The following is a 26,565-nucleotide window of genomic DNA, read 5'->3' on the forward strand; positions in this document are numbered from 1 at the left end:
ACAAATCTTCCTCAATTAGATGGCTTTATTATTTCAGTAAACTACGTTTGCTAGTTTACTTCACTAAAGTCAACTCATCAATAAGATGTGTTGCTCCGGCATATTTGTCTATTAAAAACAATACGTATCTAATATCTACACTAATGGTGCGTTGCAATTCATCGTCAAAAATAACATCGCCGGCCATGGCTTCAATGTTTCCGTCAAAGGCCAAACCAATTAATTCTCCGTTTCCGTTTAAAACTGGCGAGCCAGAATTTCCGCCGGTAATATCATTATCAGTTAAAAAGTTTACCGGCAAATAACCATCTTCATCGGCATACTGGCCAAAATCTTTTTTCTCGTATAAATCGATTAACTTTTGCGGCATATCAAACTCTTCGTCTCCCGGTTGGTATTTGGCAACTGTTCCCTTTAAAGTAGTATAATAGTTTTTCTTAGCATCGTTACTTTCATCTTCAGGTAAGGCAATTACTTTTCCGTAAGTTAAACGCAAAGTGCTGTTGGCATCCGGATAATATTTTTTGTCTGGGTTTTGCTCTCGCATTCCTTGAATCATCAACCTAAAAGCTTTTTGGTATTTGTCTTGCCACTCTTTTTCCTCGTCGGTTTCTGCTCTATAATGCATTAACAAATCTGTAGATAAGGCGTACATAGGGTCGTTGTCAAGCTCTTCTATATTCGGGTTGTTTAAAAATGCTCTAAAGCTCTCTTCAGATTTAAAAATGCTGTTTTCTATTGCTTGGTCTATATATTTTTGCCAAGCTTCTACATCATTATCGCTTTTATCAGCAATTTCTTTTACTTTAGGGGCAATATCTTTTGCTTTTTCAGAGTACAAATGTAATTGAGAAGCCAGTACATCTTTTTCTAAAGGGAGATACAAACCATCGTATAATTTCTCGATTTCATTCTCTAATTTAGGTAACATCTCTGCTTGTTTCGCCTCGTTCTGCGTAAGGTAATATTCCATAGTTTTTCCTAAACGGTATGGAATTGTAGCCATTCGCGTACGCAATAAAAGACTTAAATAATTACGATGACGACTACTTTCGTTGGTCTTTTTATAATACTTGTTAATAATAGGCATTACCTCTTCGTACTTGTCACTTTCTTGCTTTTTAGCCCATTTTTGGAATTTTTTCTCTGCTTTACGCTTGGTTTTGGCAGTTTTATGCTGTTTTAGCGCATCTATCATTCCTTGTCTGTTTTTCCAATAATTGGCAATACGGGCATAGCTGGAAGCGTAATCTAAATTCACTTGTGGTTTTTCATCCATATATTTCTTCATCACATCCATAGATGTTTTAGAAGCTTCTACCCAAGCAGGATATGCGTACTCTACATTTTGCTCAATTCCTGCAGCAGGCATCCAACGATTGGTTCTTCCGGGGTAACCCAAAATCATAGCAAAATCGTTTTCTTCAAAACCTTTAATGCTAGTTGGTAAGTGATATTTTGGTTCTAATGGTACGTTGTCTTCAGAATACTCAGCGGGATTTCCGTCTTTATCTGCATACACTCTAAATAAAGAAAAATCTCCGGTATGGCGCGGCCACTCCCAGTTATCTGTATCGCCACCAAATTTCCCAATGTCTTTTGGCGGAGTTCCTACCAAACGTACATCGTTATAATCTTGGTAAACAAAGTAGTAAAACTCATTACCGCTGTAAAAAGACTTTACGGAAACGGTGTATTTTCCATCTTCGCTGTTTTCTTTTTGAATTTTTGCCATCTCTTTATTTAAAGCGGCTTCGCGTTCGTCTTCTGTCATTTGGCCGTTTACTTGCGCCAGCATACGTTCCGAAACATCGTCCATTCGCACAAAGAAGCGCACCGAAAGATTCTCCGGTTTTAACTCTTCTTCATAATTTTTTGCCCAAAACCCGTTGTTGAGGTAATCGTTTTCTTCTGTAGAAAGTTCAGCAATATTACCGTAACCACAGTGATGGTTGGTAAGCACCAAACCTTTGTTGGAAATGATTTCTGCAGTACAACCACCGCCAAATTGTACGATAGCATCTTTTAAGCTTTGGTTGTTGATACTGTAAATTTCTTCGGGCGTAAGTTGAAGCCCCATTTTTTGCATATCTACGTAATTTAAACGCTCAATATGCATTAAAAACCACATTCCTTCATTTGCCCTTACGGGTAAAAAGAATGTAGCCAAGAGTAAACATAAAAGTATTTTTTTCATGGAATTATGTATTGGTTATAAAATGATTTTAAGTTGTATCACAAAGATACTTCTTTACGTAAGTAAGACCCTTTCCATGCTCAAAAGTTTAACGCTTTATGCGGAATTTTTTATACCACTAAGTTTAGAGACAGTTTGTTTTTGGTTTTTAAGTATTTTTTAGACTTCTATTTGTGGCAATACATTATACAATGATTATTTTTGAAGCAAAACACAATACTATGAGTGAACAAGCATACGTAAAGAAAAATATAAAGAATAAAATTGCGACCGTAGAATTTTTTCATCCTGCTCATAATTCGTTACCGGGAAAAATCTTGGCAGAATTGGCAGATACCATTACAGAAATAGGACAAAATGATGAGGTTTTAGTAATTGTCTTAAAATCTGGTGGCGACCGCACTTTTTGTGCCGGGGCAAGCTTTACGGAATTAATCAATATTGAAAACGAAAAAGACGGCGAGAAATTTTTTATGGGCTTTGCCAATGTAATTAACGCAATGCGCAAATGTCCTAAATTTATTATTGGTCAAGTACAAGGAAAAGCTGTTGGCGGCGGAGTAGGAGTCGCCTCTGCGGTAGATTATTGTATGGCCACTAAATTTTCGGCAATTAAATTGAGTGAATTGAATTTAGGTATCGGGCCTTTTGTAGTTGGACCGGCAGTAGAGCGTAAAATAGGAACCAGCGGGATGTCTCAAATTGCTATAGATGCCAATTCTTTTTATTCGCCAGAATGGGCCAAGCAAAAAGGCTTGTATGCCAATGTTTACGAATCTGCAGAAGAGTTGGAAGAAGCAGTAGCAGAATTAGCGCAAAATTTATGTGCTTACAATCCGGAAGCCGTTAAAGAAATGAAACAAATGTTCTGGCGCGGAACCGAAGATTGGGACGAGCTTTTAAACGAACGCGCAAAAATTAGTGGAAGATTAGTTTTATCTGATTTTACGAAAGATAAATTGGAGAAGTATAAGTAAAAAGTAGATGGCAAAAACCCTACCGTCATTACTTTGCAATGCCACCTTCCCTTTGAAAGGGAAGGAGCTTTTTGCTTTATAATCCACAATCTCTAGTTCCCAATCTCTAATCCCTAATATACTAAAACATGATCTACAAATTTAAAAACCACATCCCCGTAATTCACGAAAGCAGCTTTGTGCATCCACTTGCTGCGGTAACCGGTAATGTTATTATTGGAAAAGATTGTTATATAGGTCCGGGTGCCGCAATTCGTGGCGACTGGGGCGAAATTGTTTTGGAAGACGGCGTAAACGTGCAAGAAAATTGTACGGTACATATGTTTCCGGGGAAAAGCATAACGCTAAAAAAAGGAGCGCACGTCGGGCACGGCGCAATTATTCACGGTGCTAATTTAGGCGAAAACTGTCTTATAGGGATGAATGCGGTAATTATGGATGATGCCCAAATTGGTGATGAAAGCATCGTGGGCGCGATGGCTTTTGTAAAAGCTGAAACCAAAATAGAAAAACGCAGTCTGGTGGTTGGCAACCCGGCAAAAGTGATTAAAAAAGTTTCAGATGAAATGATTGCTTGGAAAACTGCCGGAACCAAATTGTATCAACGTCTGCCGGCAGATTGTCACGAAGGTTTGGAAGAAGTGGAGCCGCTTCGGGAAATTCCTAAAAACCGACCTAAACAAGAAAATTTTTACCAGACCTTACAAGAGATGAAAAAAAGCGATTAATCGAGTTTCTTTTGTAAATGCTCGTAAGAATGCTTTCCTAAACGTACTTTGTTTACAGCTTGAAACCCGATGCGCTCGTACAAACATTTTGCTTTTGGGTTTTCTAAGTCTACTAATAATCCTATATGAGAATGTTTGTTTTCTAAAGCAATTTTTTCAGCAAATTGTATAAGTTGACTCCCAATTTTCTTTCCGCGATAGGCGGGATCTACACTCAATGCGTCTAAATAAAACTCTCCGGCTTTTGTTTCTGGATTTAGATTGCCGTCAAAAGCATAATTTTCCTTTAAAAATAGTTGCAATTTTTGCTGAAGTGGCAAATGGTACTTAGCGTCATAAGCAATAAGAATACCAACAATTTTCTTATCAGAAATGGCAACTAATGTATTATAATAACTATACAGACTATCTTCTAGCAAAAACTGTTGTTGCAAAAATTCTATAGCTTTTTCTTTATTTTCTTCTCCGATATAAAAATAAATTAAATCTTCCATAGCGTGTAATATCAATTCCGCGGAAGCTGAAGCATGCTCTTTTTTAGCAGGTATGATTTCTAATTGCATAATAATTAAAGATTTTATACAGAAATAAAACAGACAAGATACTATCTTTTTAGTAATTTCTCTCCGTTCTGACTGTTCGTAATTTAGACCATAAAAAAACCGATGCCAAGCACGACATCGGTTTTTTTGTTGAAATTTAGAAAGTGCTACTTTCTTTTATTTCGTTTGTTTTTCTTCTTTTTATTGGTTGCATTTTTTTTGGGATGAACCAATTTCATTTCGTCTATCAAATGGGTTGCGTTTGCATATTTATCTATGATAAATAAGATGTAACGTGCATCTACCATTATGTTTCTAGAAATTATTGGGTCGTAATAATAATCGCTCATTGTGCCTTCCCAAACACGGTCAAAATTTAAACCAATTAGGTTTCCGTGGGCGTCAATTACCGGACTGCCGGAGTTTCCGCCAGTAGTATGGTTGGTGCCAATAAAGTTTACCGGTAGTTTACCATTTTCGGCATATTGGCCGTAATCTTTGTTTTCGTACAAATCAATTAATTTTTGCGGTACGTCAAACTCATAATCGTCTTCTACATATTTTTGCATCACGCCTTCCAGATGGGTTACCGGTTCGTAATAAACCGCGTCTTTAGGACTGTAACCTTTTACTTGACCATAAGTTACACGCAAAGTACCGTTGGCATTTGGAAAAATTCTATCGCTTTTTGAGCTTAACTCTACAATGGCTTTCATATATTCTTTTTGCAAAGCATCAATTTCCATTCTTTTGCTCTGGTAGGTTGGCAATACAGCACTATAAAACTTCTCTGCTTGTTTTTTTACAAAAGCATAACCCGGATCTTCATTTAATTTAGAAACAATTTCTTGCGGAGAACCTTGCATCAATTCTTCAACATCTGCATAAGTTGTCAGGGCAGAATTGTTATAAATTTTCTCGGTTAATTGTTCTTTGTCTTTTTGCTGAAGTCCGTTTGCTAAAAATTCTTCTGGCATATTTTCAGCATAAAATTCAATTACTTTTTCAAAAACCTTTTCATCTACTTTTGCGCTATAATCTTTGTATCCAGATTCAAAACGATTGAGTAAACTCTCTTTTCTGTCGGTAAAAGATTGTTCGCCGCGGTTATCTAAAACTTGTTCTAATTGGTATAGTTGAAAACCGTTTCGCAAGAGTTCTACATTACGTAAGAAAGCTTCAGAAAACAGATTGTAAGCCAAGTCATAATCTTTAAATTCGGCGTAAGCCTTATCAAAATCCTTTAAAATATGTCCGTACTTATCTTGTAAACCTTTAGCTTTTACTTGCTGCATAAACTCTTTTTCCTGGTCTTTTTTAATGCCTACCACATTGGTGTTGGTAAGACCTTGACTTTCGCCAATCCATTTTTTGTGGTAATTGGCAATGCTTGCATATTTGGAAGCATATTTTATTTTTATTTCTTGGTCTTTACGCATAAAAACATCTTGCTCTTTTAGAGCGACTTCGCGCAGACCAATTCTTGCCGGGTTTATGGTTTCTACCAATTGCTCGATGGCAACGGCCGGCAAATACTCATCTGTAGTCCCCGGAAACCCGAAAACCAAAGTAAAATCATCTTCGGCAACGCCGTCTAAACTTACCGGTAAATAATGTTTTGGCGTGTATGGCACGTTGTCTTCGCTATACTCTGCAGGACGATTATTTTTATCTGCATAAATTCTAAACAAAGAAAAATCGCCGGTGTGTCTTGGCCACATCCAGTTATCTGTGTCAGAACCATATTTACCTATAGAAGAAGGCGGCGCGCCTACCAATCTTATGTCTTTAAAAGTCTCTACGCGAAATAACATAAATTGGTTGCCGTCGTAAAATGTGCTAACACGATTGGTTTGCCATTCTTCTTTGGGAGAATTGTTTACTACTTTTTGTTTGTTTTGTGCAATTATTTGTTGGCGTTCTTCTTCTGAAGAAGCGTTTTCTGTTCCTTCTAATACTTTTTTTGTAACATCAGAAATTTCTACTATAAAAGTTACCGTCATTCCCGGGTTGGCCAATTCTTCGTCGAGGTTTTTGGCCCAAAATCCATCAGTCAAATAATCGTTTTCTACGGTAGAGTGCGATTGTATCTGGCTGTAACCGCAGTGGTGATTGGTTAATAATAAGCCTTTCGGCGAAATTACCTCAGAGGTGCAACCGCCGTTAAAATGCGGCACGGCATCTTTTAAGCTACTTTGGTTAACGCTGTAAATATCTGCAGCGCTCATTTTCATGCCCAAATTTTGCATTTCGGTTTCGTTCATTCCTTCTAAAAGGGAGGGAATCCACATGCCGCCTTGTTGCGCACACATTGGGAAAGCGAGAAGGAGAATAAATAATTTAATAAGTTTCATCATGGTATTGTAATTAAAAATTAAATCAGAATAGGGAAAAATCTTTTAGCCTGCAAAATACTAAATTTTGTTGGTTTTTGTTAGCAGGTTTACCCGTTTAAATTTTACTTAGATATTAATTATAGCGCGCAACGTAGTGAGGTTTAAATGTTAAAACACCACAATTCGGACTAATTTTGAATACAATAACATATTTACACTAACTACTGTTTGTTAGTTTTTAATAAAAAAGTACTTTATGTATCAAAAAGACATAGAACCCTACCACTAGAAAAGTTGCGAAAATTACAAAGTGAGCGCTTAGTAAAATTGGTGAATCGCATTTATAAAACAGTCTCATTTTACAAAAGACAATTCGATTTGCACGGCGGACATCTCAAAGATATAAACTCTATAGAAATACAATTAAAAGCTTACAACAGCATTAAAAAAAGTAACGTAGGCAAAACACAACGCATAAAAGATTTACGCCATGCCTAAACCAAAAAAACATAATAAACGTCGTGAAGAAATTTTGCAAGTGGCGGCTAAACTTTTTAACGAAAAAGGCTATAAAGCAACTTCTTGTAAAAGATATTGCCACGGTTGCAGGTACTGAGGCTGCCAGTTTGTACAACCATATTAAAAACAAGCAGGAAATTTTACAGGTATTGCTTTTAGCTGTAGCCGAAAAATTTAACGTTGCTATAGATGCTATTTCTGTAAAGAAAATTGCGTCTAAACAAAAACTAAAACAAATAATAGAAGCGCATTTAGAAATTGCTTTTGAGCACAGACAAAGCGTACATCTTATTCTGCACGATTGGAAAGAGCTGGAAGAAGAGCAAAAACAAACTTTTTTAACTTTACGGAACGATTACCAAAATAAATTTCAAAAAATTATAGAAGACGGTATAGAAAGCGGGTGTTTAAAAAATATAAATCCAGTCTTGCAATTACAGCATATTTTATCTTCCTTAAGATGGATTTACAACCCGGAACTCTACAAAAAACCAGTCGAAATAAATTTGGAAGAATATAAAGAAACCGTACTCAATTTGCTATTTAACGGTATTTTTTAAGTGTACTCTTGCAATATTTGGGAAAAGCTTGCATTTTCATGGGAATATAGGTCGAAAATACTATTTTTGTTAGCACACGAATTATAACGATTACATAAGTTTATTTATGTCTACAATAGAATTTAAACTTCCCAAAATGGGAGAAAGTATTTCCAAAGGAACCATCATAAATTGGTTGGTTAGCGAAGGAGATAGCATAGAAAAAGACCAGATCATCCTGGAAGTTGCTACAGATAAAGTAGATTCTGAAGTGCCCGCCCCGGTAAATGGAAAAATCATTAAAATAATTGCCCAAGCAGATGAAGTAGTGCAAGTAGGGCAAGTAATTGCAAATATCGAAGCTTCCAGTGATCAATCGGTTAAAGCAGATAACGCTTCCGCGGAAGCGAAAAAAGCAACTCCAAAATCTACAAAGCCCAAACCACCTGAAAAGAAACCAGTTTCAAGCTCTACTTCGAAATCATCTTCAACTTCGCAAAGTTATACCGTAAACAAAAATCAAAATACTTACATCTCGCCGCTTATTCAAAATATTGCGATAGATTATCATATTGGTTATGAAGAGCTGGCGCGAATTCCGGCAACGGGGCACGAAGGTCGTTTACGAAAAAGCGATGTTTATAAATATATAGAAGAAGGCAGGCCGGCACAATTTGCGCAGGCCACGCCAGAAACAAATGGTTTTCAAGTTCCCGATTTAAAATTGGACAAAGGCAAAGGAGAAATCATAGAAATGGATCGCATGCGCCAAATGATTGCCGATCATATGGTGTATTCCAAACACACTTCACCACACGTTACCGCTTATGTAGAAGCAGATTTAACCGAAATGGTAAATTGGCGCAATGCAAATAAAAAGACTTTTCAAGATAAATATGGCGAAAAACTCACATTTACGCCACTTTTTGTAGAAGCTGTAGCCAAAGCAGTAAAAGACTTCCCGATGATTAATGTGAGTGTAGATGGCAAAAACATCATTAAAAAAGAACACATAAATATTGGGATGGCAACAGCCTTACCCAGCGGAAATTTAATTGTTCCCGTAGTAAAAGACGCCGATAAAAAAGATTTAAAAACGATTGCTGCGGAAGTAAATGCGCTTGCCGAAAAAGCCAGAAACAACAAGCTTAAACACGAAGAAACCAGCGGAAGTACGTTTACAATTTCTAACGTGGGCACGTTTGGAAGTTTAATGGGAACGCCAATTATCAATCAGCCGGAAGTAGCTATTTTGGCAACAGGAATCATCAAGAAACGTGCTGAGGTGATGGAATATGAAGATGGTGATAAAATTGAAATTAGAAGTATGATGTATTTATCACTTTCTTTTGATCACCGCGTGGTAGACGGTTTTCTTGGCGGAAGTTTTTTAAGAAGAGTAGCAGATTATTTTGAAGATTTTAATGAAAAGCGGACGATTTGATGCAGGACATTTTGAAACAGGAGGTTTTGAGACAAGACGGTTTGAAACATGACGAATTGAAACACGAAAGTTTGAAACAGGACTTTTGGAAACAGGACTAAATAAAATTTGATGCGAAGACATAATTTAAAAAAATTACAGATATAGATCTTTTTGTCATACTGAACGATGCCGTCCGATAGGCGGTATTGATTCAGTATCTAATTTATAATGCTGTTAAAAGGAATTCATCAATAGTTATGTATATATCTTAACCAATAAAGTAAAAGGAACTCTTTATGTTGGAGTTACAGGAAATATAGAAAGAAGAATTTTTGAGCATAAGAATAAATTGATTGAAGGATTTACAAAAAAATATAACTTAAAGAAATTAGTTTTTTATCAAGAATTCTCCCAGATAGGAGAAGCTCTCAAGAGAGAGAAACAATTGAAGAATTGGAAAAGACAATGGAAAATTGAATTGATAGAAGAAAAAAATAAGGAATGGGAGGATTTAGCAAGCAATTGGAATGTAGAGTAGAGATTCTGGGTCAAGCCCAGAATGACAAACTAATAGTCAATTTAAACTATATTACTTCGATTCTCAGCTAAATAAAAATTTAAATTATACGATTATCAATAAATTATAAAAGTTACGACTTAGCGAGATTGAGAAGAAAAACACAAAACGTCATGTTTCGTGATTCTAAAAAAATAAAAAATGATAAAAAAAGATATACTAAAAAAAGCATTCTCCAACCTTTGTACCGCGAAGGCTTTAACAGAGTTATATGAAGAAAATTTTAAAACGGTTTCTAAATATGTACACGCTACTTCGCGTGGGCACGAAGTGATTCAAATGGCGGTGGGAATGCAGTTATTTCCGCAAGATTATGTTTTTCCCTATTATCGGGACGACTCGATTTTACTGTCTATCGGGATGCAACCTAAAGATCTCATGTTGCAAGTTTTGGCCAAAAAAGAAGATCCGTTTTCTGGTGGGCGCACCTATTATTCGCATCCCAGTCTAAAAGATGCCGATAAACCTAAGATTCCGCACCAGAGTTCTGCTACGGGAATGCAAGCCATTCCGGCTACAGGCGTTGCTTTAGGGTTTCATTACCGCGAAGGAGGCGATTTATTTACGGAAGATGAAAAATACGCGTTTTATAAAGAAATGGGGCAAGAAGAAGCTTTGGTGAATGGCGAGAAACCAGTTGTGGTTTGTTCGTTAGGAGACGCCAGTGTTACCGAAGGGGAAATAGCAGAAGCTTTTCAAATGGCTGCGCTTAAAAAATTACCTATTTTATATGTGGTGCAAGATAACGGCTGGGATATTTCTGCTAACGAAGCCGAAACTCGCGCCCAAAATGCGGCAGAATATGCACAAGGATTTAAAGGTTTAGAAGCCGTTTCTATAGACGGAACCAATTTTGAAGAAAGTTATACCACGGTTCAAAATGCGTTGAAAACCATCCGTAAAGAAAGAAGACCAATGTTGATTCACGCTAAAGTCCCGTTATTGAATCACCATACTTCCGGCGTGCGAATGGAATTTTATCGCGATGATTTAGAGGAAGCGAAAACCCGCGATCCGTTTCCGAAAATGAAAGACTATTTATCTAAAAATAATTTTACGGAAGATGAGTTGGAAGCGATTGAAGCCTTGGCGCGCGTAAAAGTAAAAGAACACTACCAAGAAGCTTTAGCTGCAGAGAACCCGAAACCAGAAGATTTATTTACGCATGATTTTGCACCAACGCCGATTACCGAAGAAAAAGGAGAACGCTCTCCCGAAGGCGCCGAAAAAGTGGTGATGGTAGATTGTGCGTTGTTTGCCATTGAAGAACTGATGAAAAAACACAAAGAATGCTTGTTGTACGGCCAAGATGTTGGCGGAAGATTGGGCGGTGTGTTTAGAGAAGCGGCTACTTTGGCACAAAAATTTGGAGACAATCGCGTGTTTAATACACCAATTCAAGAAGCCTTTATAGTGGGGTCCACCGTTGGGATCTCGGCGGTAGGATTAAAACCCATTGTTGAGGTACAATTTGCAGATTATATCTGGCCGGGACTCAATCAGTTATTTACAGAAGTTAGCAGAAGCTGTTATTTATCTAACGGCAAATGGCCGGTTTCTATGGTATTACGTGTTCCAATTGGCGCTTATGGCAGTGGCGGACCTTATCATTCTTCTTCCGTAGAAAGTGTGGTGAGCAACATTCGCGGACTCAAAATTGCGTACCCGAGCAATGGAGCCGATTTAAAAGGTTTGATGAAAGCCGCTTATTACGACCCTAATCCGGTAGTAATTTTTGAACACAAAGGTTTATATTGGAGTAAAGTGCCCGGAACTAAAGGTGCAACCTCTGTAGAACCTAGCGAAGATTATGTATTGCCGTTTGGTAAAGCTTGGGTTTTACAAGAAATCTGGAAGCAAGAAGACAAAGAAACCCTTAGTATTATTACCTACGGAATGGGCGTGCATTGGGCGATGAACGCTTCCGCGGAATTAAATATGCAAGATCAAATAGAAGTAGTAGATTTACGAACCTTGCATCCTCTAGATGAGGAAACCATTATGAAATCCGTAAAGAAATGCGGCAAATGTTTGGTTGTAACCGAAGAACCTTCAGATAATACCTTTGCAAGAGCTTTATCGGGTAAAATTCAGGAAGAATGCTTTAAATCATTGGACGCTCCGGTAATGACAATTGGTTCAGAGAATATGCCAGCAATTCCGTTAAACTCCACTTTAGAAGAAACCATGATTCCTTCAACGGAGAAAGTAAAGAAGAAGATAAAGGAGTTGGTGGATTATTAATATTTCAATTGATACTTTTATAAAAAAAAACCAATCTGTTGCTGCGGATTGGTTTTTTGTTTTTTTAGAAATAGTTGCTACTACACTTTATATTCTTTGAAATTTACTTTTAGCAATATAAACGGAATAGCAATCAATAGTTTATATCGAATTTGTGTGTTTATTAACCGCCGCGTTAGGGATTGCAGCGGTTACCCTGCAGGGAGCGGTAGCGAACCGAAGCGTAAAAGCGGAAAGCCCGACCCCTCCCCAATTTTAAAAGGGGAGGGGAAACGCCCAGATAACCGCCTTGTTTATAGAATTGTTTAAAAATAATTATGTAAAATTTTGTACGCTGGTTAAAGCGGCTATAAAAATGCTGGTTTTAAGTTGGTTTCGCGTTATTTACGGTATATTGTAAAATTATAAAAAAAAGATAGGTTTTAATATGGACAAGAACTTCTGGGTTCAAGTAAAAGATACCTTTTTAGACTTTTTAGTAGAGATTGGGCCACGCGCTTTTTACGCAATTATAATATTGATTATTGGTGTTTTCTGTATCAAAATTGTTATGCAATTGTTTAAGCGAATACTTAAAAAATCTAAGATAGAACTGTCTTTAAAAACTTTCGTAGAGAGTCTTTCTATCTTTGTTTTATGGGGTTTGCTCATCTTTTTGGTTGGTTCTATCTTGGGTATAAAAGCTTCTTCTTTTTTAGCAATTTTTGGTGCGGTTGGTATTGCTATTGGCTTGGCTTTACAAGGTAGTTTGGCCAATTTTGCGGGTGGGGTTTTAATTTTGGTTTTTAAACCCTTTAAAGTTGGCGATTTGATTAAAGTAAACAACGTTTTGGGCTTTGTAGAAAAAATAGATATTCTCTATACGCGGGTTAAAACCTACGACGGACTCATAGTTACCATGCCTAACGGTAATGTTTCAAATAGCGATGTAGATAATAGAACCATGGAGCCTTACCGAAGGGTGGACCTAAATTTAAAATTTAATTATGATGTAGATGTCGAGTACATTCGTAAGCTTATTGTAGAAACTTTAAATAAACATCCGCATATTATAAATGAGCCGGAACCAGATGCTTGGTTAGATCAAATTGGCGAATATGAGCTAAAGTTTGTTGCAAGATGTTGGGTAAGATCAGAAAATTATTACCCGGTTTATTGGGAACAATTACAGGCAGTAAAAAAAGCCTTAGACGAAAATGGTATAGAAATACCTGTACCAAAACGCACTTTGTACCAACCGCAGCTAAACCAAGAATCAATGCGTAAGACAGACGAAAATTCGGTTGAGAAGAAATAAATTAATTCTTCTCCTCTTTGCTAAAACAATAAGTAAAGTAAGTCGCCTTTCAGGATTTTTAGCCAACTTGATACGGATATTTTTCGTACACCGCGTTATCTTCGTTAATGGTATTGCCGGCTTCTTTGCTCTTTTTTAATTTCTCGAAAATTATCTCAAGCTCTTTTTCTGTATACGTGTCTAATTGCATCATAGATAATGCTTTGTATAACATAGGCTCAGAAAAATTCGGGTATTTTTCTAAAGATTTTTCGAATTGAACGATGGCTTCTTCCCATTTTTGCTGCTCAAACAAAGAAATTCCGTAATAAAATAAATCTAAATGGTGGTAACCATCTTCGCCCCATTGGGCTACTTGTTCTTTTATATCTTGTTTAAAGATTTTTTCTGCTTTTTTAAATTCATTTAACTGCAAATAAGACAAAGCTATATGAAAGTTGTAAGTATGGTCCATCACAAAAGAGTTGCCTTCCAATTCTTTTATTCGCTCAAAATCTTTAATTGCGCTGCGGTAGGTTTTTGCAAAAATACATTTTATAAATCCTCGATAAGACAGCCATTTCTTTTCGTCATATTTTACGGCTTTATCTAAGAACACCATTCCTGCCTCATATTTGCGCGCTTTAAAAAGTGGCATAGCTTTCTGCTGCCATAAATAGGCAATGGTAGAGTCTTTTGCCAAACCTTTGTCTATGCATTTTTGGTATTTATACATTCCGTACCGGTAATTATAGTTGTGGGCGCAATCGTATAAATATTCTTGAATAATTTTTTCCTGTTTTTCCTTTACGGAAATGGACGTTGCTGTAATATTTTCCTTTACGGAATTTTTCTTTGCTGAATTTACACCAGCTGTGATTTTGCTTTCACAAGATACCAATGCCAATAAGCAAAACAAAAAACCAAGTGATAGAAACAGGTTTTTTCGTACAAAAAAAGACGAAACAACAGTGGATATTTTCTTAAGAATCATATAAATAAAAAAGAATTTCGTTAATCTACGTTAATTGGATAATAAGACGATGTTAATTGTGTTTCTAAAATGAATTGTATGCGCTAAATTAGTTAAAAAATTAATTTAACCTTAAAATTAAAGCTATGGAATTTAAAAAAGAAGTTGCCTCTAATCTAAATCAGTTGTTAGAAAAAACTTATGATGCAGAGAAAGGCTATAAAGAAGCGGCATCTAATGTAAAAAACGCCAAAATGAAAAACTTTTTAGAAGAGCAAGCAAAACAACGCTATGATTTTGGACATAAAATAAAAGAAGAAATTAAAGCTTTTGATGAAAAACCCGATAAAGGCGGAAGCGCTACCGGAAGTTTGCACAGAACTTGGATGGATGTAAAAACTGCAGTTTCTGGTAACGAGAACGAAACCGTTATGGAAGAAGTGCAACGTGGTGAAAAAGCTGCCATAGAAGATTATGACGATATTTTAGCCGATAAAGATTTGCCGCCAAGTACAAAATCTTTATTGCAAGAGCAACGCCAAAAAATTGAGCAGGCTTACCAAAGTGCTAAAAACTGGGAAGTTATTTCCTAAAACAAAATAACTTATAAAACCAAAAAGGTCGGGCAAACACCCGACCTTTTCCTCATGAAAAAAGTAAAATTAAACAGCAACATTTTGCTTCTTCTCTAAAGCGATAGCTTTAGGAAACAAAATATTATTTTCGAGGTGTATATGTTTATGCAAATCCTCTTCAAACTCTTGCAGCATTGCAAACGTTACTTTATAAGTATTGCAAGCATCTGCTGGGGGTTGGTAATTATCGCTTTCTTTAGCAATAACGCGTAGCAATTCTCCTGCTTCTGCGTGTTCGTGCTCCATCATATTAATAGGATTTTCTACAGATCCAAAATGTGGTTTTTCTAAAGCTTGATTGGTTAAATCTGTATTTACTAATTTTCTAATAAAAGGAAATAATACCAATTCTTCCTTCTTCATATGAGAAGCTAGTTCTTTAGAAAGTTCTTGAAAAGCTTCGTTTATTTTGAATAACTCCGGGTGTCTGCCGCCATGCACTTTGCATAATTTATTTAAAAATTGCAATAGGGGTGGAGTTTTTTCAGACACATAACGGTGGTGTGTTTTTTCTACATAATCTGCCAATAAATCTAATGGCCATTGGTTAAAGTCTGGATCGCCATTATTAGTAGCAGAAAAAATTTGCTCCAATTGTGCACCAATATCGTCTGGATTAATTTTGTTTTTCTCACATACATCGCTTACTGCACGGTTTCCGCGACAGCAAAAATCAATTCCAAACTTATTAAAAACAGCAGCTGTTCTATAATCTTGCGCTACTAATTCTCCAATTTGTTTATTCATTATATTCTCCATAACATACATATTAAGGACATTTTTGTCCGATTTTAAACTAAATTTTTTTTATTCTTTTAAAAATGCTAATTTATCTTTTACCCCAAGCACCAGTTCTTCTAGCGTGGTGTGTTCTAATAAATTATTTAAATTTTCTCTTACATCCATAAATTGAAAATGCATTGCACAAGGTTTTTCTGAGCTACATTCACTAAAGCCAAGAGCGCAATTGGTATATAAGGCGTCGCCGTCTATAGCGTATACAATTTGTTTTAATTTAATTTGATCTAAGGTAGCCAAGTTTACTTCAAAGCCACCTTTAGCGCCACGCATACTAGTTATAATATCGTGTTTTACTAATTTCTGTAAGATTTTTCCGGTAAATGCTTCGGGGCTGTCTATTGCATTTGCTATATCTTTTAAGCTTACACGTTTTTGTTGCATTGTGTCTTGTGCAATAAAAATTGCTGCTTTAATACCATACTCGCATGCTTTAGAAAACATAAAACCTTGTTTATAATACAAGTACAAATGTAAGTGGTTTAATTAAGATAAAAAAGTCTGAATAAATGATTTTGGTCATATTTTCTCTACTTTTATGCTCATATCTTTGTAGTGTTTTAATAACTAAAAAAAATCAATAACAATGAAAAACTATTTAAAACTAAGTTTCTTGCTGTTAGCTTTTTCAGGTATACTGATAGGCTGCGGCGGAGAAAAGAAAAAAGACGAGAAAAAAGAAAAAGTCACTTTACATAGTGGTAAAGACAAAAAAGATAAAAAAGAAGACAAGAAAAGTAAGGTTCCTGCTTCAGAGCGTGTTGCTTTAGATAATAAAGGAGTAGGGCCAATTAAAAATGTTGATTTAGCAGAAACGGTAGATCAAGATTTGGCAAGCAAAGGTAAAGATGTATACAATAAAATGTGTACTGCTTGCCACAAGCCAACAAAACGTTTTATAGGGCCGGCCCCAGCAGGAATTTTAGAAAGAAGAAGTCCGGAGTGGGTTATGAATATGATTTTGGCTCCAGAAAAAATGGTACGCGAAGATCCGTTGGCAAAAGATTTATTAATAGAGTTTAACGGCTCGCCAATGGCAAACCAAGGGCTTACAGAAGAGGAAGCTCGCGCAGTTTTAGAATACTTTAGAACACTATAAACCAATTTTATTAGAACACTATGAAGATATTAAATTTAGGATTAGGCTTATTAACAGTCGCGGCCATGTTCAGCTGCAAGTCCGATGACAACGGAAATAAAAGCCAAGGGGCTTTATCTTCCAACAACGCAGAGAAAGTTTACGTTGCTCCCGGCGAGCACGATGAGTATTACGCATTTGTATCTGGTGGTTATAGCGGTAACCTTACCGTTTACGGATTACCATCGGGTAGAATGTTTAAAGAAATTCCGGTATTTAGCCAATTTCCAACTTCCGGTTACGGCTATTCCGAAGAAACAAAACCAATGTTAAATACTTCGCATGGGTTTATTCCTTGGGGAGATTCTCACCACCCGGATATTTCTCAAACAGAAGGGGTTACAGACGGTCGTTGGATTTTTATTAACGAAAACAACACCCCACGTATCGCTCGAATAGATTTAGAAACATTTGAGACTACCGAGATTATTGAAGTACCTAATAGTGCTGGTAACCACAGTTCTTCCTTTGTTACAGAAAACACAGAGTATGTAGTAGCAGGAACACGTTTTTCTGTTCCGGTACCACAAGAAGACCTTAGTATAAAAGAATACAAAGGTAAATTTAAAGGAGCTTTATCTTTTATTAGCGTAGATCCTGAAGACGGTGGAATGGATATTAAATTCCAATTAATGATGCCGGGCTTTAACTACGATTTATCGCACCCCGGTCGCGGGCAATCACACGGTTGGTTCTTCTTTACTACCTATAACACAGAAGAAGCAAATACTTTATTAGAGGTTAACGCTTCTCAAAACGATAAAGATTTTATTGCAGCAGTAAACTGGAAGAAAATTGAAGAATATGTAAATAATGGCGGTGGTAAAATGATGCCGGCCAAATATGCCCATAATGTTTACGATCACGATACACATATAGGTACTTCTACTATGAAAGAAGAAGTAAGGGTTATTAATCCTTCAGATGTTCCCGGAGCAGTATTTTTATTACCAACGCCAAAATCTCCACACGGTTGTGATGTATCTCCGGACGGACAATATATTGTAGGTAACGGTAAATTATCTGCAAACTTGACCGTACACTCTTTCCCAAAAATGGTAGAAGCTATCAAAAACGAGAAATTTGAAGGAGAAGCTTACGGAATTCCAATTTTAAACTTCGACGAAACTTTAGCAGGAGTTGTAGAGCAGCCAGGTCTAGGACCACTACACACAGAGTTTGACGATAAAGGTAATGCATATACAACTTTCTTTATCTCTTCTGAAGTGGTAAAATGGAAATTAGGAACTTGGGAAGTTTTAGACAGAAAACCAACTTACTATTCTGTTGGTCACCTTACAATCCCGGGAGGTAACTCTAGAGAGCCAGACGGTAAATATATGTTTGCAATGAACAAAATTACCAAAGACCGTTACTTGCCAACAGGACCAGAATTAGAACACTCTGCACAATTGTATGATATCTCCGGCGATAAAATGGAACTAATCTTAGATTTCCCAACCCACGGAGAGCCACACTACGCAGCAGCAATCAAAGCAGACAAAGTAGCGCCAAATTCTAAGAAATTCTATAAATTGGCAGATAATAAGCACCCGTTTGCCGCAAAAAGTGAAGCAGATACAAAAGTGGTGCGTGAAGGCAACGAAGTGCACATATATTTAACTACCATACGTAGTCACTTCTCGCCAGATAATATAGAAGGTATAAAAGTAGGCGATAAAGTTTACTTCCACGTTACCAACTTAGAGCAAGATTTTGATGTACCGCACGGTTTTGCCGTAATAGGTCAAAACAACTCAGAACTTTTAATTATGCCGGGGCAAACAAAAACATCAGTTTGGGAGCCTAAAAAAGTTGGGGTGTGGCCGTTTTATTGTACAGACTTCTGTTCTGCACTACACCAAGAAATGCAAGGCTACATCCGCGTTTCGCCACAAGACTCAGACATTGAGTTAGATTGGTCTCTTGGCGAAGACGTAGAGTAAGAATACATTGTTGATTAATTGATTTTTTCAGAAAAGCGGGGATGGTTAGTTTCAAGCCTCTCCGCTTTTTAACTTCAAAATATTTTAGGATGAAAGCAGCAAGCGCTATAATGATAATTGGCTCAGCTTTATTATTGAGCCTGTTTATCTATCCGTTATGGACGGTAGAACTAGAAGCTCCGCAATATCCGGACGGATTGGGAATGTACATACATTTAGACGGCTTAAAAGGCTTTACGGAATATGATTTAAAAAATATTGATGGCCTAAACCACTATATTGGTATGCAAAAATTGCCGAAACCCACAGATATGTGGGAGTTTCAAACTTTTCCTATTGTGGTAGGAATAATGTCTGGCTTAGGAATATTAATAGGTGTTTTAGGATTTTTTAAAGTAGTTACCTACAAATGGTTTTTAGGTTGGCTAATCTTAATGACAGTTTTAGGAGTTGCCGGCATGTACGACTTTAATGCTTGGTTGGTAGATTATGGTACCAACTTAGATCCAAAAGCTATTATAAAAGTGGTAGATAAAGAAGGAAATCCTTTTAGTTACAAACCACCATTATTAGGCTCTCGAGATATTCTTAACTTTACGGCAGTTTCTTATCCAGCAATGGGAGGTATTTTGCTAACTGTAGGAATGTTCTTAACTTTCGTAGCTTATTTAGTAGGATTAAAAAGAGCAAAATAAATGAAGAAATTAGGTGTTTTATTTTTTCTGATGGGCTTTTTGATGAGTTGTAGTAAAGAAAAAAAACCCATTGCATACGGAGAAGACAGTTGTGACTTTTGCAAAATGACGATCGTAGATAAAATTCACGGTGCCGAAATTGTAACAGACAAAGGCAAAGTATACAAATTTGACGCTACCGAATGTATGTTAGATTTTGAACAAGAAATGAGCAAAGAAAAGGTTGGGCAATTTTACACCAATCATTATCACAACCCGGGTGAGTTAATCTTAGCCAATAAGGCAAGTTTTTTAATTTCTAAAAATATACCAAGCCCAATGGGAGGGTTTATTACTGCATTTTCTAGTCAAGAAAAAGCAGCAAAAGTACAAGCCGAAAAAGAAGGTGAAATTTACACTTGGCAAGAACTTAGAAAACACCAACAAAACAAGAAATAATGTCTTTTAAAGTCGCTACATATTATGCCTCTTCGTCTATATAGTTTACTTTTCTTTAGTTTTTTTATTTGCAGTATTTTTATGCCGGCAAACGCACAGGTAGAAGTTTGTAGTACCTGTGCTTTTACCAGCATAAAAGCAGGAATAAAAGCCGCCAAGCCCGGTGATACGGTTTTGGTTAAAAAAGGTATTTATAAAGAAAACTCTATTATTATAGACAAAGCCATAAGTTTGGTAGGCCAAGATTTACCGGCTATAGACGGCCAAGATAAAGGTGATATAATTCAAGTTTTTGCAGATAACGTGCTCGTAGATGGTTTTAAATTGGTAAATGTAGGCTCTAGCTACACAGAAGATTATGCCGCCATCCGCGTAAGCAAAGCAAAAGATTTTATTATTCAGAATTTAGAATTGCGTAAAATTTTCTTTGGAATTTATCTGGAGAAAGCTACAGATGGTATTGTGCGCAATAATAATATTATGGGCGATGCAGTTTCTGAACATAATTCCGGAAACGGTATACAACTTTGGTATTCCAAAAGAATAAACATTACCAACAATTCTGTAAAACAAGTGCGCGACGGTATTTACCTCGAGTTTGCAGACAATTGTACTATTTCAAATAATATAAGCAAAGACAATTTGCGTTACGGTTTGCACTTTATGTTTTCTAACGATGATGTGTACAACGATAATGTTTTTGAAAACAATGGCGCCGGCGTGGCAGTTATGTTTTCTAAGCGCATAAAAATGATGCGCAATAAATTTCAGTATAACTGGGGGACTGCAGCCTATGGTTTGTTACTCAAAGAAATAAACGATGCAGAGATTTATAACAATCTTTTTGAAGAAAACACTACCGGTATAAATATAGAAGGCTCTAACCGAATAAATTATGAAGGAAACACTTTTAAAAATAACGGTTGGGCGGTAAAGGTGCGCGGGGCTTGTTATAACAACGAGTTTATAAACAATAATTTTTTATATAATTCTTTTGATGTAAGTTATAACAGCCGTATAAACGATAATAAATTTTATCAAAATTTCTGGAGCGAATATACCGGCTACGATTTAGATGAAAATGGCTATGGAGACGTGCCCTACAGGCCGGTAAAGCTCTTTAGTTATATTGTAAACAGAACTCCGGAGACCATAATTTTAATGCGTAGTCTTTTTGTAGATATTATAGATTTTTCAGAAAAAGTATCGCCGGTTTTTACACCAGACAATTTGGTAGATGAAGCGCCGTTAATGAAAAAACACCAATGATAAAAATAGAGAACATTCATAAAAAATTCGGTAAAAATAAAGTACTGAAAGGGGTAGATTTAGAAATTCCCGAAAACGGTATTTTTGCCATCTTAGGCCCAAATGGGTCGGGTAAAACCACGCTAATAAAATCTATTTTGGGAATGGTTGTGCCAGATAAAGGCAAAATTTTTATAGATGGCAAACAAACACAACAAAACGGCTTATACCGTAAAAATATAGACTATTTACCCCAAATTGCCAATTTTCCGGGTAACCTTGGTGTAAAAGAGCTTATAAAAATGATTAAAGATTTACGTGGCGTTAATGCAGACTCCGATCATTTAATTAAGTTATTTCAATTAGAACCCTTTTTAGATAAAAAACTCAGTAACCTCTCGGGGGGTACAAAACAGAAAGTAAACATTGTACTCACATTTATGTTTGATAGTAGGTTGGTTATTTTAGATGAGCCCACCACAGGTTTAGACCCAATTGCTCTTCTGCATTTAAAAGAGCTTATTGAACAAGAAAAAAAGAAAGGAAAAACCGTTTTGGTAACCTCGCATATTATGAGTTTTGTGGAAGAAGTTTCCGATGAAATCGTGTTTATTTTAGAAGGCAAAATTTATTTCAAAGGAAATCTAAGTCAGTTACGGAAAAAAACCGGTGAAGAAGATTTTGAACGCGCTATTGCTCATCTTTTAAAGAAAAACCATGCTTAAAATATTAAAATACAGTTTTTTCGATTTAATACGTAGTAGGTGGAGTTATGTATATCTCTTATTTTACTTACTGCTGGGTTTTGTACTGCTTTTCTTAAACCAAGATTTGTCTAAAGCCGTAATTACTTTAATGAATGTAATAATCATTTTAGTACCCCTTATCGGAACCATTTTTGGCGTTATGTATTATTATAACTCCAAAGAATTTACAGAATTATTGCTGGCACAACCCGTAAAACGCTCCTCAATTTTTGTTGGGCAATACCTGGGAGTCTCTTTGTCTTTGGTCATGAGTTTGGTTTTAGGCCTGGGATTGCCGTTTGTGTTTTACGGGTTATTTCAGTCGGCTGCTATTTGGGATTTTAGCCTGCTGTTAGTCACCGGTGCATTGCTTACCTTTATTTTTACCGCTTTGGCGTTTAACATAGCCCTATACAACGAAAATAAAATTAAAGGTTTTAGCTACGCCATCTTGTTATGGTTGTTTTTGGCCGTGGTTTACGATGGTTTATTTTTGATGTCTTTGATTGTTTTTGAAACTTACCCCTTAGACAAGTTTACCTTATTTGCTACCATTTTTAACCCAATAGATTTATCTAGGATTTTAATTTTGCTTAAATTAGATATCGCAGCTTTACTTGGGTATACCGGTGCTATTTTTCAAAAATTCTTTGGTACCAATTGGGGCTTGTTTTTAGCTTTAGGAACCTTATGTTTGTGGGTAATTTTACCTGTGTTAAACATTCGCCGTAAGGCTAAAAAGAAAGATTTTTAAAACGATAAATTTTGCTGAGTTTACAAAAACAATTGCGTATTGCCTTAAGTCTGTTTTTTATAGCAGTTTTGGCAGGTTTATTTTTACGTTTTTTGTTTGTGGCAGATTTTGCGGTGGTTTTTAAATATGTAGTGCACGCGCACTCCCATGTAGCTTTGCTAGGCTGGGTTTATATGGCTTTAATCCTGCTTATTTATAAACTTATTCTAAAAAAATTTTTCCCGTCAAAAGTTTATAAGCGCATTTTTTATTTTACCTTATTTACCGTTATTGGGATGTTGTGTAGTTTTCCTTTTCAAGGATATGCGGCAGTTTCTATAACGTTTTCTACCTTGTTTTTGTTTGTTAGTTATGCCTTTTATTGGGCATATTTAAAATATCTTCCTAAAGAAGACCGACAAACCCCTGCCTTAAAATGCATTAATTATGCGTTGTTTTATATGGTGGTTTCCAGCATTGGGCCGTGGGCAGTTGGCGCGGTAATGGCTACTTTGGGACCAAATTCTGAGTGGTACCGGGTTGCCATTTATTTTTATTTGCATTTGCAATACAATGCCTGGATGATTTTAGCTTTGGTTGGCATCTTTTTATATATCATCGAGCAACGCGGTATTTATTTTTCCAAAAGAAATTTCAGTCGTTTTATACTTAGTTTTCATGTTTCTATTGTCTTAACATTTTTTCTTTCGGTGTTGTTTTTATATCCGCCTACAATAATTTATGTTTTGGCGGTAAGTGGAGGCGTGGTGCAAATTATGGCTTTTGGTTATTTGTTCAAATTTCTAAAAGAACGTCGTTTTTTATTTGCAAGACGTTTTACAAAACTTCAGCAGCAAATGTTAAGCTGGCTTTTTGTTTTGCTTATCGGAAAATTGATTTTTCAGTTTGTAGGAGCTTTTCCGCAGGCTGCAGATTTAGCTACTATTTATAAAAACTTAACCATTGGTTTCTTGCACTGGGTGTTTTTGGGCTTGGTAAGTATAGGTTTGTTTTTTTTACTGAATTATTACCGCTTGTTACGTCTAAGTTTTTTACAATTTAGATTATACATATTAGCTTTTGTCTTTACGGAAATACTTATTTTCTTTTCGCCGTTTTCTAAAATTACCGGCTTTCCGTTTCCCGATAGTTATTATTGGTGGGTGTTTTTGGCCAGTTTGTTTTTTGTATTGATAATTGGTAGTATTTTTTTAAGCAACCTATCCAATAAAAAAAGACCGCCAAAAGGCAGCCTTTCTAAGTGAATTTTTTATTCTTGTCCCGGCGGGTATTTCTTTAAAACTTCTTCTACAATTTCTTGTATACGTTCAATTTTGGTGTCCATATCCATAGATAGCGCCCCGGTTCCCATACCTTGCCAAACCAGTTCCATTGTTTTGGCGTCTATCAAATCTATATAAAGCGTTCCTTCTGTGGTTCTGGAAACGGTGTTATAACCGCGTCCCCAGTAATAAGGATGAAACGCATAACCATAGCCATAAGCATAGTTATTTTGATAGATATTTACATTTTCTTGTGTTTTGGTAAAGATGCTTACCAATAAATCCGGTTCTTGCTTTTTCGTAAAACCTTTGGCAGTCATTTCTTTTTCGATAGCACGTAGAATACGCTTTTTATCTAAGTCTGAAACTTCTGCTTTATCTATACCTGGTTTGTAAAAAGCAAAACTATCGTATTGCTCAAAGTTGGTTTTACGGTCATAATCTGTAGCTACCTGTACAGAACTACAAGAAGCTACAAAAGCTGCGAGTAGTAAAAAAACAGGTATTTTTATTAATTTTTTCATGGTGTTTTTGTTTTTTATAACGAATTAAACAAAGCGTCGTCCACTTGGTTGGGAAGCGTAACTTTTAAATTTGGTTCTTGTTGCATTGCACGTTTAATAGCAAAAACCGCTCCTTCATTTCGTGCCCAAGAACGTCGGGAAATCCCATTATTAACGTCCCAGAAAAGCATTGATTGTAAGCGCTTTGTAGCCTCTTTAGAACCATCAAGAACCATACCGAAGCCACCATTAACTACTTCTCCCCAGCCAACGCCGCCGCCGTTATGAATACTAACCCAAGTTGCTCCTCTAAAGCTGTCGCCTATTACATTTTGTATGGCCATATCTGCGGTAAATTTACTGCCGTCATAAATATTAGAAGTTTCGCGGTAAGGAGAATCGGTGCCCGAAACATCGTGGTGATCGCGACCCAGAATTACTTCGCCAATTTCGCCTTTTTCTATGGCATCGTTAAAAGCTTGGGCAATTTTTACTCTTCCTTCCGCGTCAGCGTACAAAATTCTAGCTTGCGAACCAACAACCAGTTTATTTTCTTGTGCGCCTTTTATCCAAGTAATATTATCCTGCATTTGCTGTTGAATTTCTTCGGGGGCATTTTGTTTCATCTCCTCTAAAATTGTGGTTGCAATTTTATCGGTTTTTAATAAATCTTCTTTTTTACCCGATGCGCAAACCCATCTAAAAGGACCAAAACCATAATCAAAACACATTGGGCCCATAATGTCCTGCACGTAACTTGGGTATTTAAAGCTTTTGCCGTCTTGACTCATAATATCGGCGCCGGCGCGAGAAGCTTCTAAAAGAAAGGCATTTCCGTAATCAAAAAAGTACGTGCCTTTTGCGGTATGTTTATTAATAGCGTCGGCTTGGCGCTTTAAACTGCGTTGTACTTCTTTTTTAAACTGCTCCGGATTTTCTGCCATCATTTTATTGGCTTCTTCATAACTCAAACCAACCGGATAGTAACCGCCGGCCCACGGATTGTGCAAAGAGGTTTGGTCACTACCAATATCTATTTTTAAGTTTTCTTCATCAAATTTTTCCCAAACTTCTACAATATTGCCATCGTAAGCAATAGAAACGCTTTCATTGTTTTCTTTGGCTTTTTTTACACGTTGGGTGAGTTGGCCTAAATCGCTAATTACTTCTTTTACCCAACCTTGTTCGTGGCGGGTTTTGGTGGCTTTTTTATTTACTTCGGCACAAACGGTTATACAACCGGCAATATCGCCGGCTTTAGGTTGCGCACCGCTCATTCCGCCAAGGCCGGAGGTTACAAACAAACCGCCATTGGTTTGCTTTTTTATTTTTCTAAAAGCGTTAAGAACTGTAATTGTTGTCCCGTGCACAATACCTTGCGGACCAATATACATATAGCTTCCGGCGGTCATTTGACCGTATTGTGTGACGCCAAGCGCATTAAATTTCTCCCAATCGTCTTGCGAAGAATAGTTTGGAATCATCATGCCGTTGGTTACTACCACTCGCGGTGCATCTTTATGCGAAGGGAACAAGCCCATTGGGTGTCCGCTGTACATTGCCAAAGTTTGCTCTTCTGTCATTTGAGCAAGATATTGCATTGTTAAACGGTATTGCGCCCAATTTTGAAACACCGCACCATTTCCGCCATAGGTTATAAGCTCGTGCGGATGTTGTGCCACCGCGTGATCCAAATTATTTTGAATCATAAGCATTATAGCTTTGGCCTGATTGCTTTTTCCCGGATAATCGTTTATATCGCGAGCATAAATTTTATAATCTGGTCTAAATCTATACATATAAATCCGACCGTATTTTTCTAATTCTTCTTTAAATTCGGGAAGTAAGGTAGCGTGATGCTTAGCGTCAAAATAGCGTAAAGCGTTTTGAAGCGCCAATTTCTTTTCATTGGCATCTAAAATATCTTTTCGTTTTGGAGCGTGATTTATCTCGGGGTCGTATTTTTTTGCTTGCGGAAGTTCTTCCGGGATTCCTTGTAGTATTTCTTCTTTAAAGGTCATGTTTAGTGAATATGTTTTAAATTTCAGTGTTCAGTGTTCAGTGTTCA

25 protein-coding genes are annotated in these 26,565 nt (G+C 36.6%); 17 read left to right on the plus strand and 8 right to left on the minus strand.

The genetic code is table 11. The features are described from left to right. Positions 1–55: 55 nt before the first annotated feature. On the minus strand, positions 56–2,197 hold the full coding sequence (locus tag FKR84_RS04420) for a S46 family peptidase (RefSeq protein ID WP_141421007.1): 2,142 nt from the start codon (positions 2,195–2,197) through the stop codon (positions 56–58). A 221-nt stretch (positions 2,198–2,418) separates the two neighbouring features. Between FKR84_RS04420 and FKR84_RS04425 the strand changes: the two genes are divergently transcribed. Both FKR84_RS04425 and FKR84_RS04430 read left to right on the plus strand, forming a co-directional pair. Further along, a complete protein-coding gene (locus tag FKR84_RS04425) occupies positions 2,419–3,174 on the plus strand; it encodes an enoyl-CoA hydratase/isomerase family protein (RefSeq protein WP_141421009.1) in 756 nt (251 codons plus the stop codon). 128 nt (positions 3,175–3,302) lie between these two features. Continuing rightward, entirely contained in the window at positions 3,303–3,902 is a 600-nt protein-coding gene (locus FKR84_RS04430) for an acyltransferase (protein WP_141421011.1), read from the plus strand. Here FKR84_RS04430 and FKR84_RS04435 read toward each other — a convergent pair. Both FKR84_RS04435 and FKR84_RS04440 read right to left on the minus strand, forming a co-directional pair. Beyond that, positions 3,899–4,465 (minus strand): GNAT family N-acetyltransferase, encoded by a 567-nt coding sequence (locus FKR84_RS04435; RefSeq protein WP_141421013.1) that lies wholly within the window; start codon positions 4,463–4,465, stop codon positions 3,899–3,901. The two genes, FKR84_RS04430 and FKR84_RS04435, sit on opposite strands and share 4 nt — an antisense overlap. A gap of 146 nt (positions 4,466–4,611) precedes the next feature. Then, positions 4,612–6,798, minus strand: a complete 2,187-nt coding sequence (locus tag FKR84_RS04440) for a S46 family peptidase (protein ID WP_141421208.1) — start codon at positions 6,796–6,798, stop codon at positions 4,612–4,614. A 276-nt stretch (positions 6,799–7,074) separates the two neighbouring features. On the opposite strand from FKR84_RS04440, the gene FKR84_RS04445 reads away from it, so the two are divergent. The 6 genes from FKR84_RS04445 (at position 7,075) to FKR84_RS04470 (ending at position 13,382) form a co-directional block, all read left to right on the plus strand. After that, positions 7,075–7,278 carry a phenylacetate--CoA ligase gene (locus tag FKR84_RS04445; RefSeq protein ID WP_141421014.1) on the plus strand — a complete coding sequence of 68 codons (204 nt, stop codon included), beginning with the start codon at positions 7,075–7,077 and terminating at the stop codon, positions 7,276–7,278. A gap of 23 nt (positions 7,279–7,301) precedes the next feature. Continuing rightward, on the plus strand, positions 7,302–7,859 hold the full coding sequence (locus FKR84_RS04450) for a TetR/AcrR family transcriptional regulator (RefSeq protein WP_141421016.1): 558 nt from the start codon (positions 7,302–7,304) through the stop codon (positions 7,857–7,859). Between the two features lie 106 nt (positions 7,860–7,965). Beyond that, a complete protein-coding gene (locus tag FKR84_RS04455; RefSeq protein ID WP_141421017.1) occupies positions 7,966–9,282 on the plus strand; it encodes a dihydrolipoamide acetyltransferase family protein in 1,317 nt (438 codons plus the stop codon). Positions 9,283–9,529: 247 nt separating this feature from the next. After that, on the plus strand, positions 9,530–9,802 hold the full coding sequence (locus FKR84_RS04460) for a GIY-YIG nuclease family protein (protein WP_317129103.1): 273 nt from the start codon (positions 9,530–9,532) through the stop codon (positions 9,800–9,802). A 180-nt stretch (positions 9,803–9,982) separates the two neighbouring features. After that, positions 9,983–12,085: an alpha-ketoacid dehydrogenase subunit alpha/beta gene (locus FKR84_RS04465; RefSeq protein ID WP_141421019.1), complete on the plus strand. Its 2,103-nt coding sequence runs from the start codon at positions 9,983–9,985 to the stop codon at positions 12,083–12,085. Between the two features lie 427 nt (positions 12,086–12,512). Further along, a complete protein-coding gene (locus FKR84_RS04470; RefSeq protein ID WP_141421020.1) occupies positions 12,513–13,382 on the plus strand; it encodes a mechanosensitive ion channel family protein in 870 nt (289 codons plus the stop codon). Between the two features lie 58 nt (positions 13,383–13,440). Here FKR84_RS04470 and FKR84_RS04475 read toward each other — a convergent pair whose 3' ends face one another. After that, positions 13,441–14,355 carry a tetratricopeptide repeat protein gene (locus FKR84_RS04475; RefSeq protein ID WP_141421022.1) on the minus strand — a complete coding sequence of 305 codons (915 nt, stop codon included), beginning with the start codon at positions 14,353–14,355 and terminating at the stop codon, positions 13,441–13,443. Positions 14,356–14,480: 125 nt separating this feature from the next. Between FKR84_RS04475 and FKR84_RS04480 the strand changes: the two genes are divergently transcribed. Further along, positions 14,481–14,927 (plus strand): ferritin-like domain-containing protein, encoded by a 447-nt coding sequence (locus FKR84_RS04480; protein ID WP_141421023.1) that lies wholly within the window; start codon positions 14,481–14,483, stop codon positions 14,925–14,927. A 69-nt stretch (positions 14,928–14,996) separates the two neighbouring features. Here the strand turns inward: FKR84_RS04480 and ric are convergent, their stop codons facing one another. Then, the gene (gene ric / locus FKR84_RS04485) at positions 14,997–15,728 is read right to left on the minus strand and encodes an iron-sulfur cluster repair di-iron protein (RefSeq protein ID WP_233357664.1); all 732 of its coding nucleotides are present in this window, start codon (positions 15,726–15,728) and stop codon (positions 14,997–14,999) included. 48 nt (positions 15,729–15,776) lie between these two features. Next, positions 15,777–16,211, minus strand: a complete 435-nt coding sequence (locus FKR84_RS04490) for an RrF2 family transcriptional regulator (protein WP_141421025.1) — start codon at positions 16,209–16,211, stop codon at positions 15,777–15,779. 142 nt (positions 16,212–16,353) lie between these two features. On the opposite strand from FKR84_RS04490, the gene FKR84_RS04495 reads away from it, so the two are divergent. The 8 genes from FKR84_RS04495 to FKR84_RS04530 all read left to right on the plus strand — a co-directional run bounded on the left by FKR84_RS04495 (position 16,354) and on the right by FKR84_RS04530 (position 23,976). Further along, positions 16,354–16,866: a c-type cytochrome gene (locus tag FKR84_RS04495; RefSeq protein ID WP_141421027.1), complete on the plus strand. Its 513-nt coding sequence runs from the start codon at positions 16,354–16,356 to the stop codon at positions 16,864–16,866. Between the two features lie 65 nt (positions 16,867–16,931). Continuing rightward, the gene (nosZ, locus tag FKR84_RS04500; protein WP_233357669.1) at positions 16,932–18,851 is read left to right on the plus strand and encodes a Sec-dependent nitrous-oxide reductase; all 1,920 of its coding nucleotides are present in this window, start codon (positions 16,932–16,934) and stop codon (positions 18,849–18,851) included. An 89-nt stretch (positions 18,852–18,940) separates the two neighbouring features. Next, a complete protein-coding gene (locus FKR84_RS04505; RefSeq protein WP_141421031.1) occupies positions 18,941–19,546 on the plus strand; it encodes a hypothetical protein in 606 nt (201 codons plus the stop codon). Further along, positions 19,547–19,984, plus strand: coding sequence for a nitrous oxide reductase accessory protein NosL (locus tag FKR84_RS04510; protein WP_141421033.1), 438 nt, complete (start codon positions 19,547–19,549; stop codon positions 19,982–19,984). A gap of 81 nt (positions 19,985–20,065) precedes the next feature. Continuing rightward, positions 20,066–21,253 (plus strand): nitrous oxide reductase family maturation protein NosD, encoded by a 1,188-nt coding sequence (locus FKR84_RS04515; protein ID WP_141421210.1) that lies wholly within the window; start codon positions 20,066–20,068, stop codon positions 21,251–21,253. Then, positions 21,250–21,957, plus strand: a complete 708-nt coding sequence (locus FKR84_RS04520) for an ABC transporter ATP-binding protein (RefSeq protein ID WP_141421035.1) — start codon at positions 21,250–21,252, stop codon at positions 21,955–21,957. Before FKR84_RS04515 ends, FKR84_RS04520 begins: the two co-directional genes overlap by 4 nt. Further along, positions 21,950–22,732 (plus strand): ABC transporter permease, encoded by a 783-nt coding sequence (locus FKR84_RS04525; RefSeq protein ID WP_141421037.1) that lies wholly within the window; start codon positions 21,950–21,952, stop codon positions 22,730–22,732. The genes FKR84_RS04520 and FKR84_RS04525 overlap by 8 nt, the downstream gene beginning before the upstream one ends. Before the next feature lie 11 nt (positions 22,733–22,743). Then, positions 22,744–23,976, plus strand: a complete 1,233-nt coding sequence (locus FKR84_RS04530; protein ID WP_141421038.1) for a hypothetical protein — start codon at positions 22,744–22,746, stop codon at positions 23,974–23,976. A gap of 5 nt (positions 23,977–23,981) precedes the next feature. Here FKR84_RS04530 and FKR84_RS04535 read toward each other — a convergent pair whose 3' ends face one another. Continuing rightward, entirely contained in the window at positions 23,982–24,518 is a 537-nt protein-coding gene (locus tag FKR84_RS04535; RefSeq protein ID WP_141421040.1) for a DUF4136 domain-containing protein, read from the minus strand. Between the two features lie 14 nt (positions 24,519–24,532). Beyond that, positions 24,533–26,518 (minus strand): urocanate hydratase, encoded by a 1,986-nt coding sequence (locus FKR84_RS04540; RefSeq protein WP_141421042.1) that lies wholly within the window; start codon positions 26,516–26,518, stop codon positions 24,533–24,535. Positions 26,519–26,565 lie beyond the last annotated feature (47 nt).

Source organism: Haloflavibacter putidus, from assembly GCF_006546625.1.
GTDB lineage: Bacteria > Bacteroidota > Bacteroidia > Flavobacteriales > Flavobacteriaceae > Mesonia > Mesonia putida.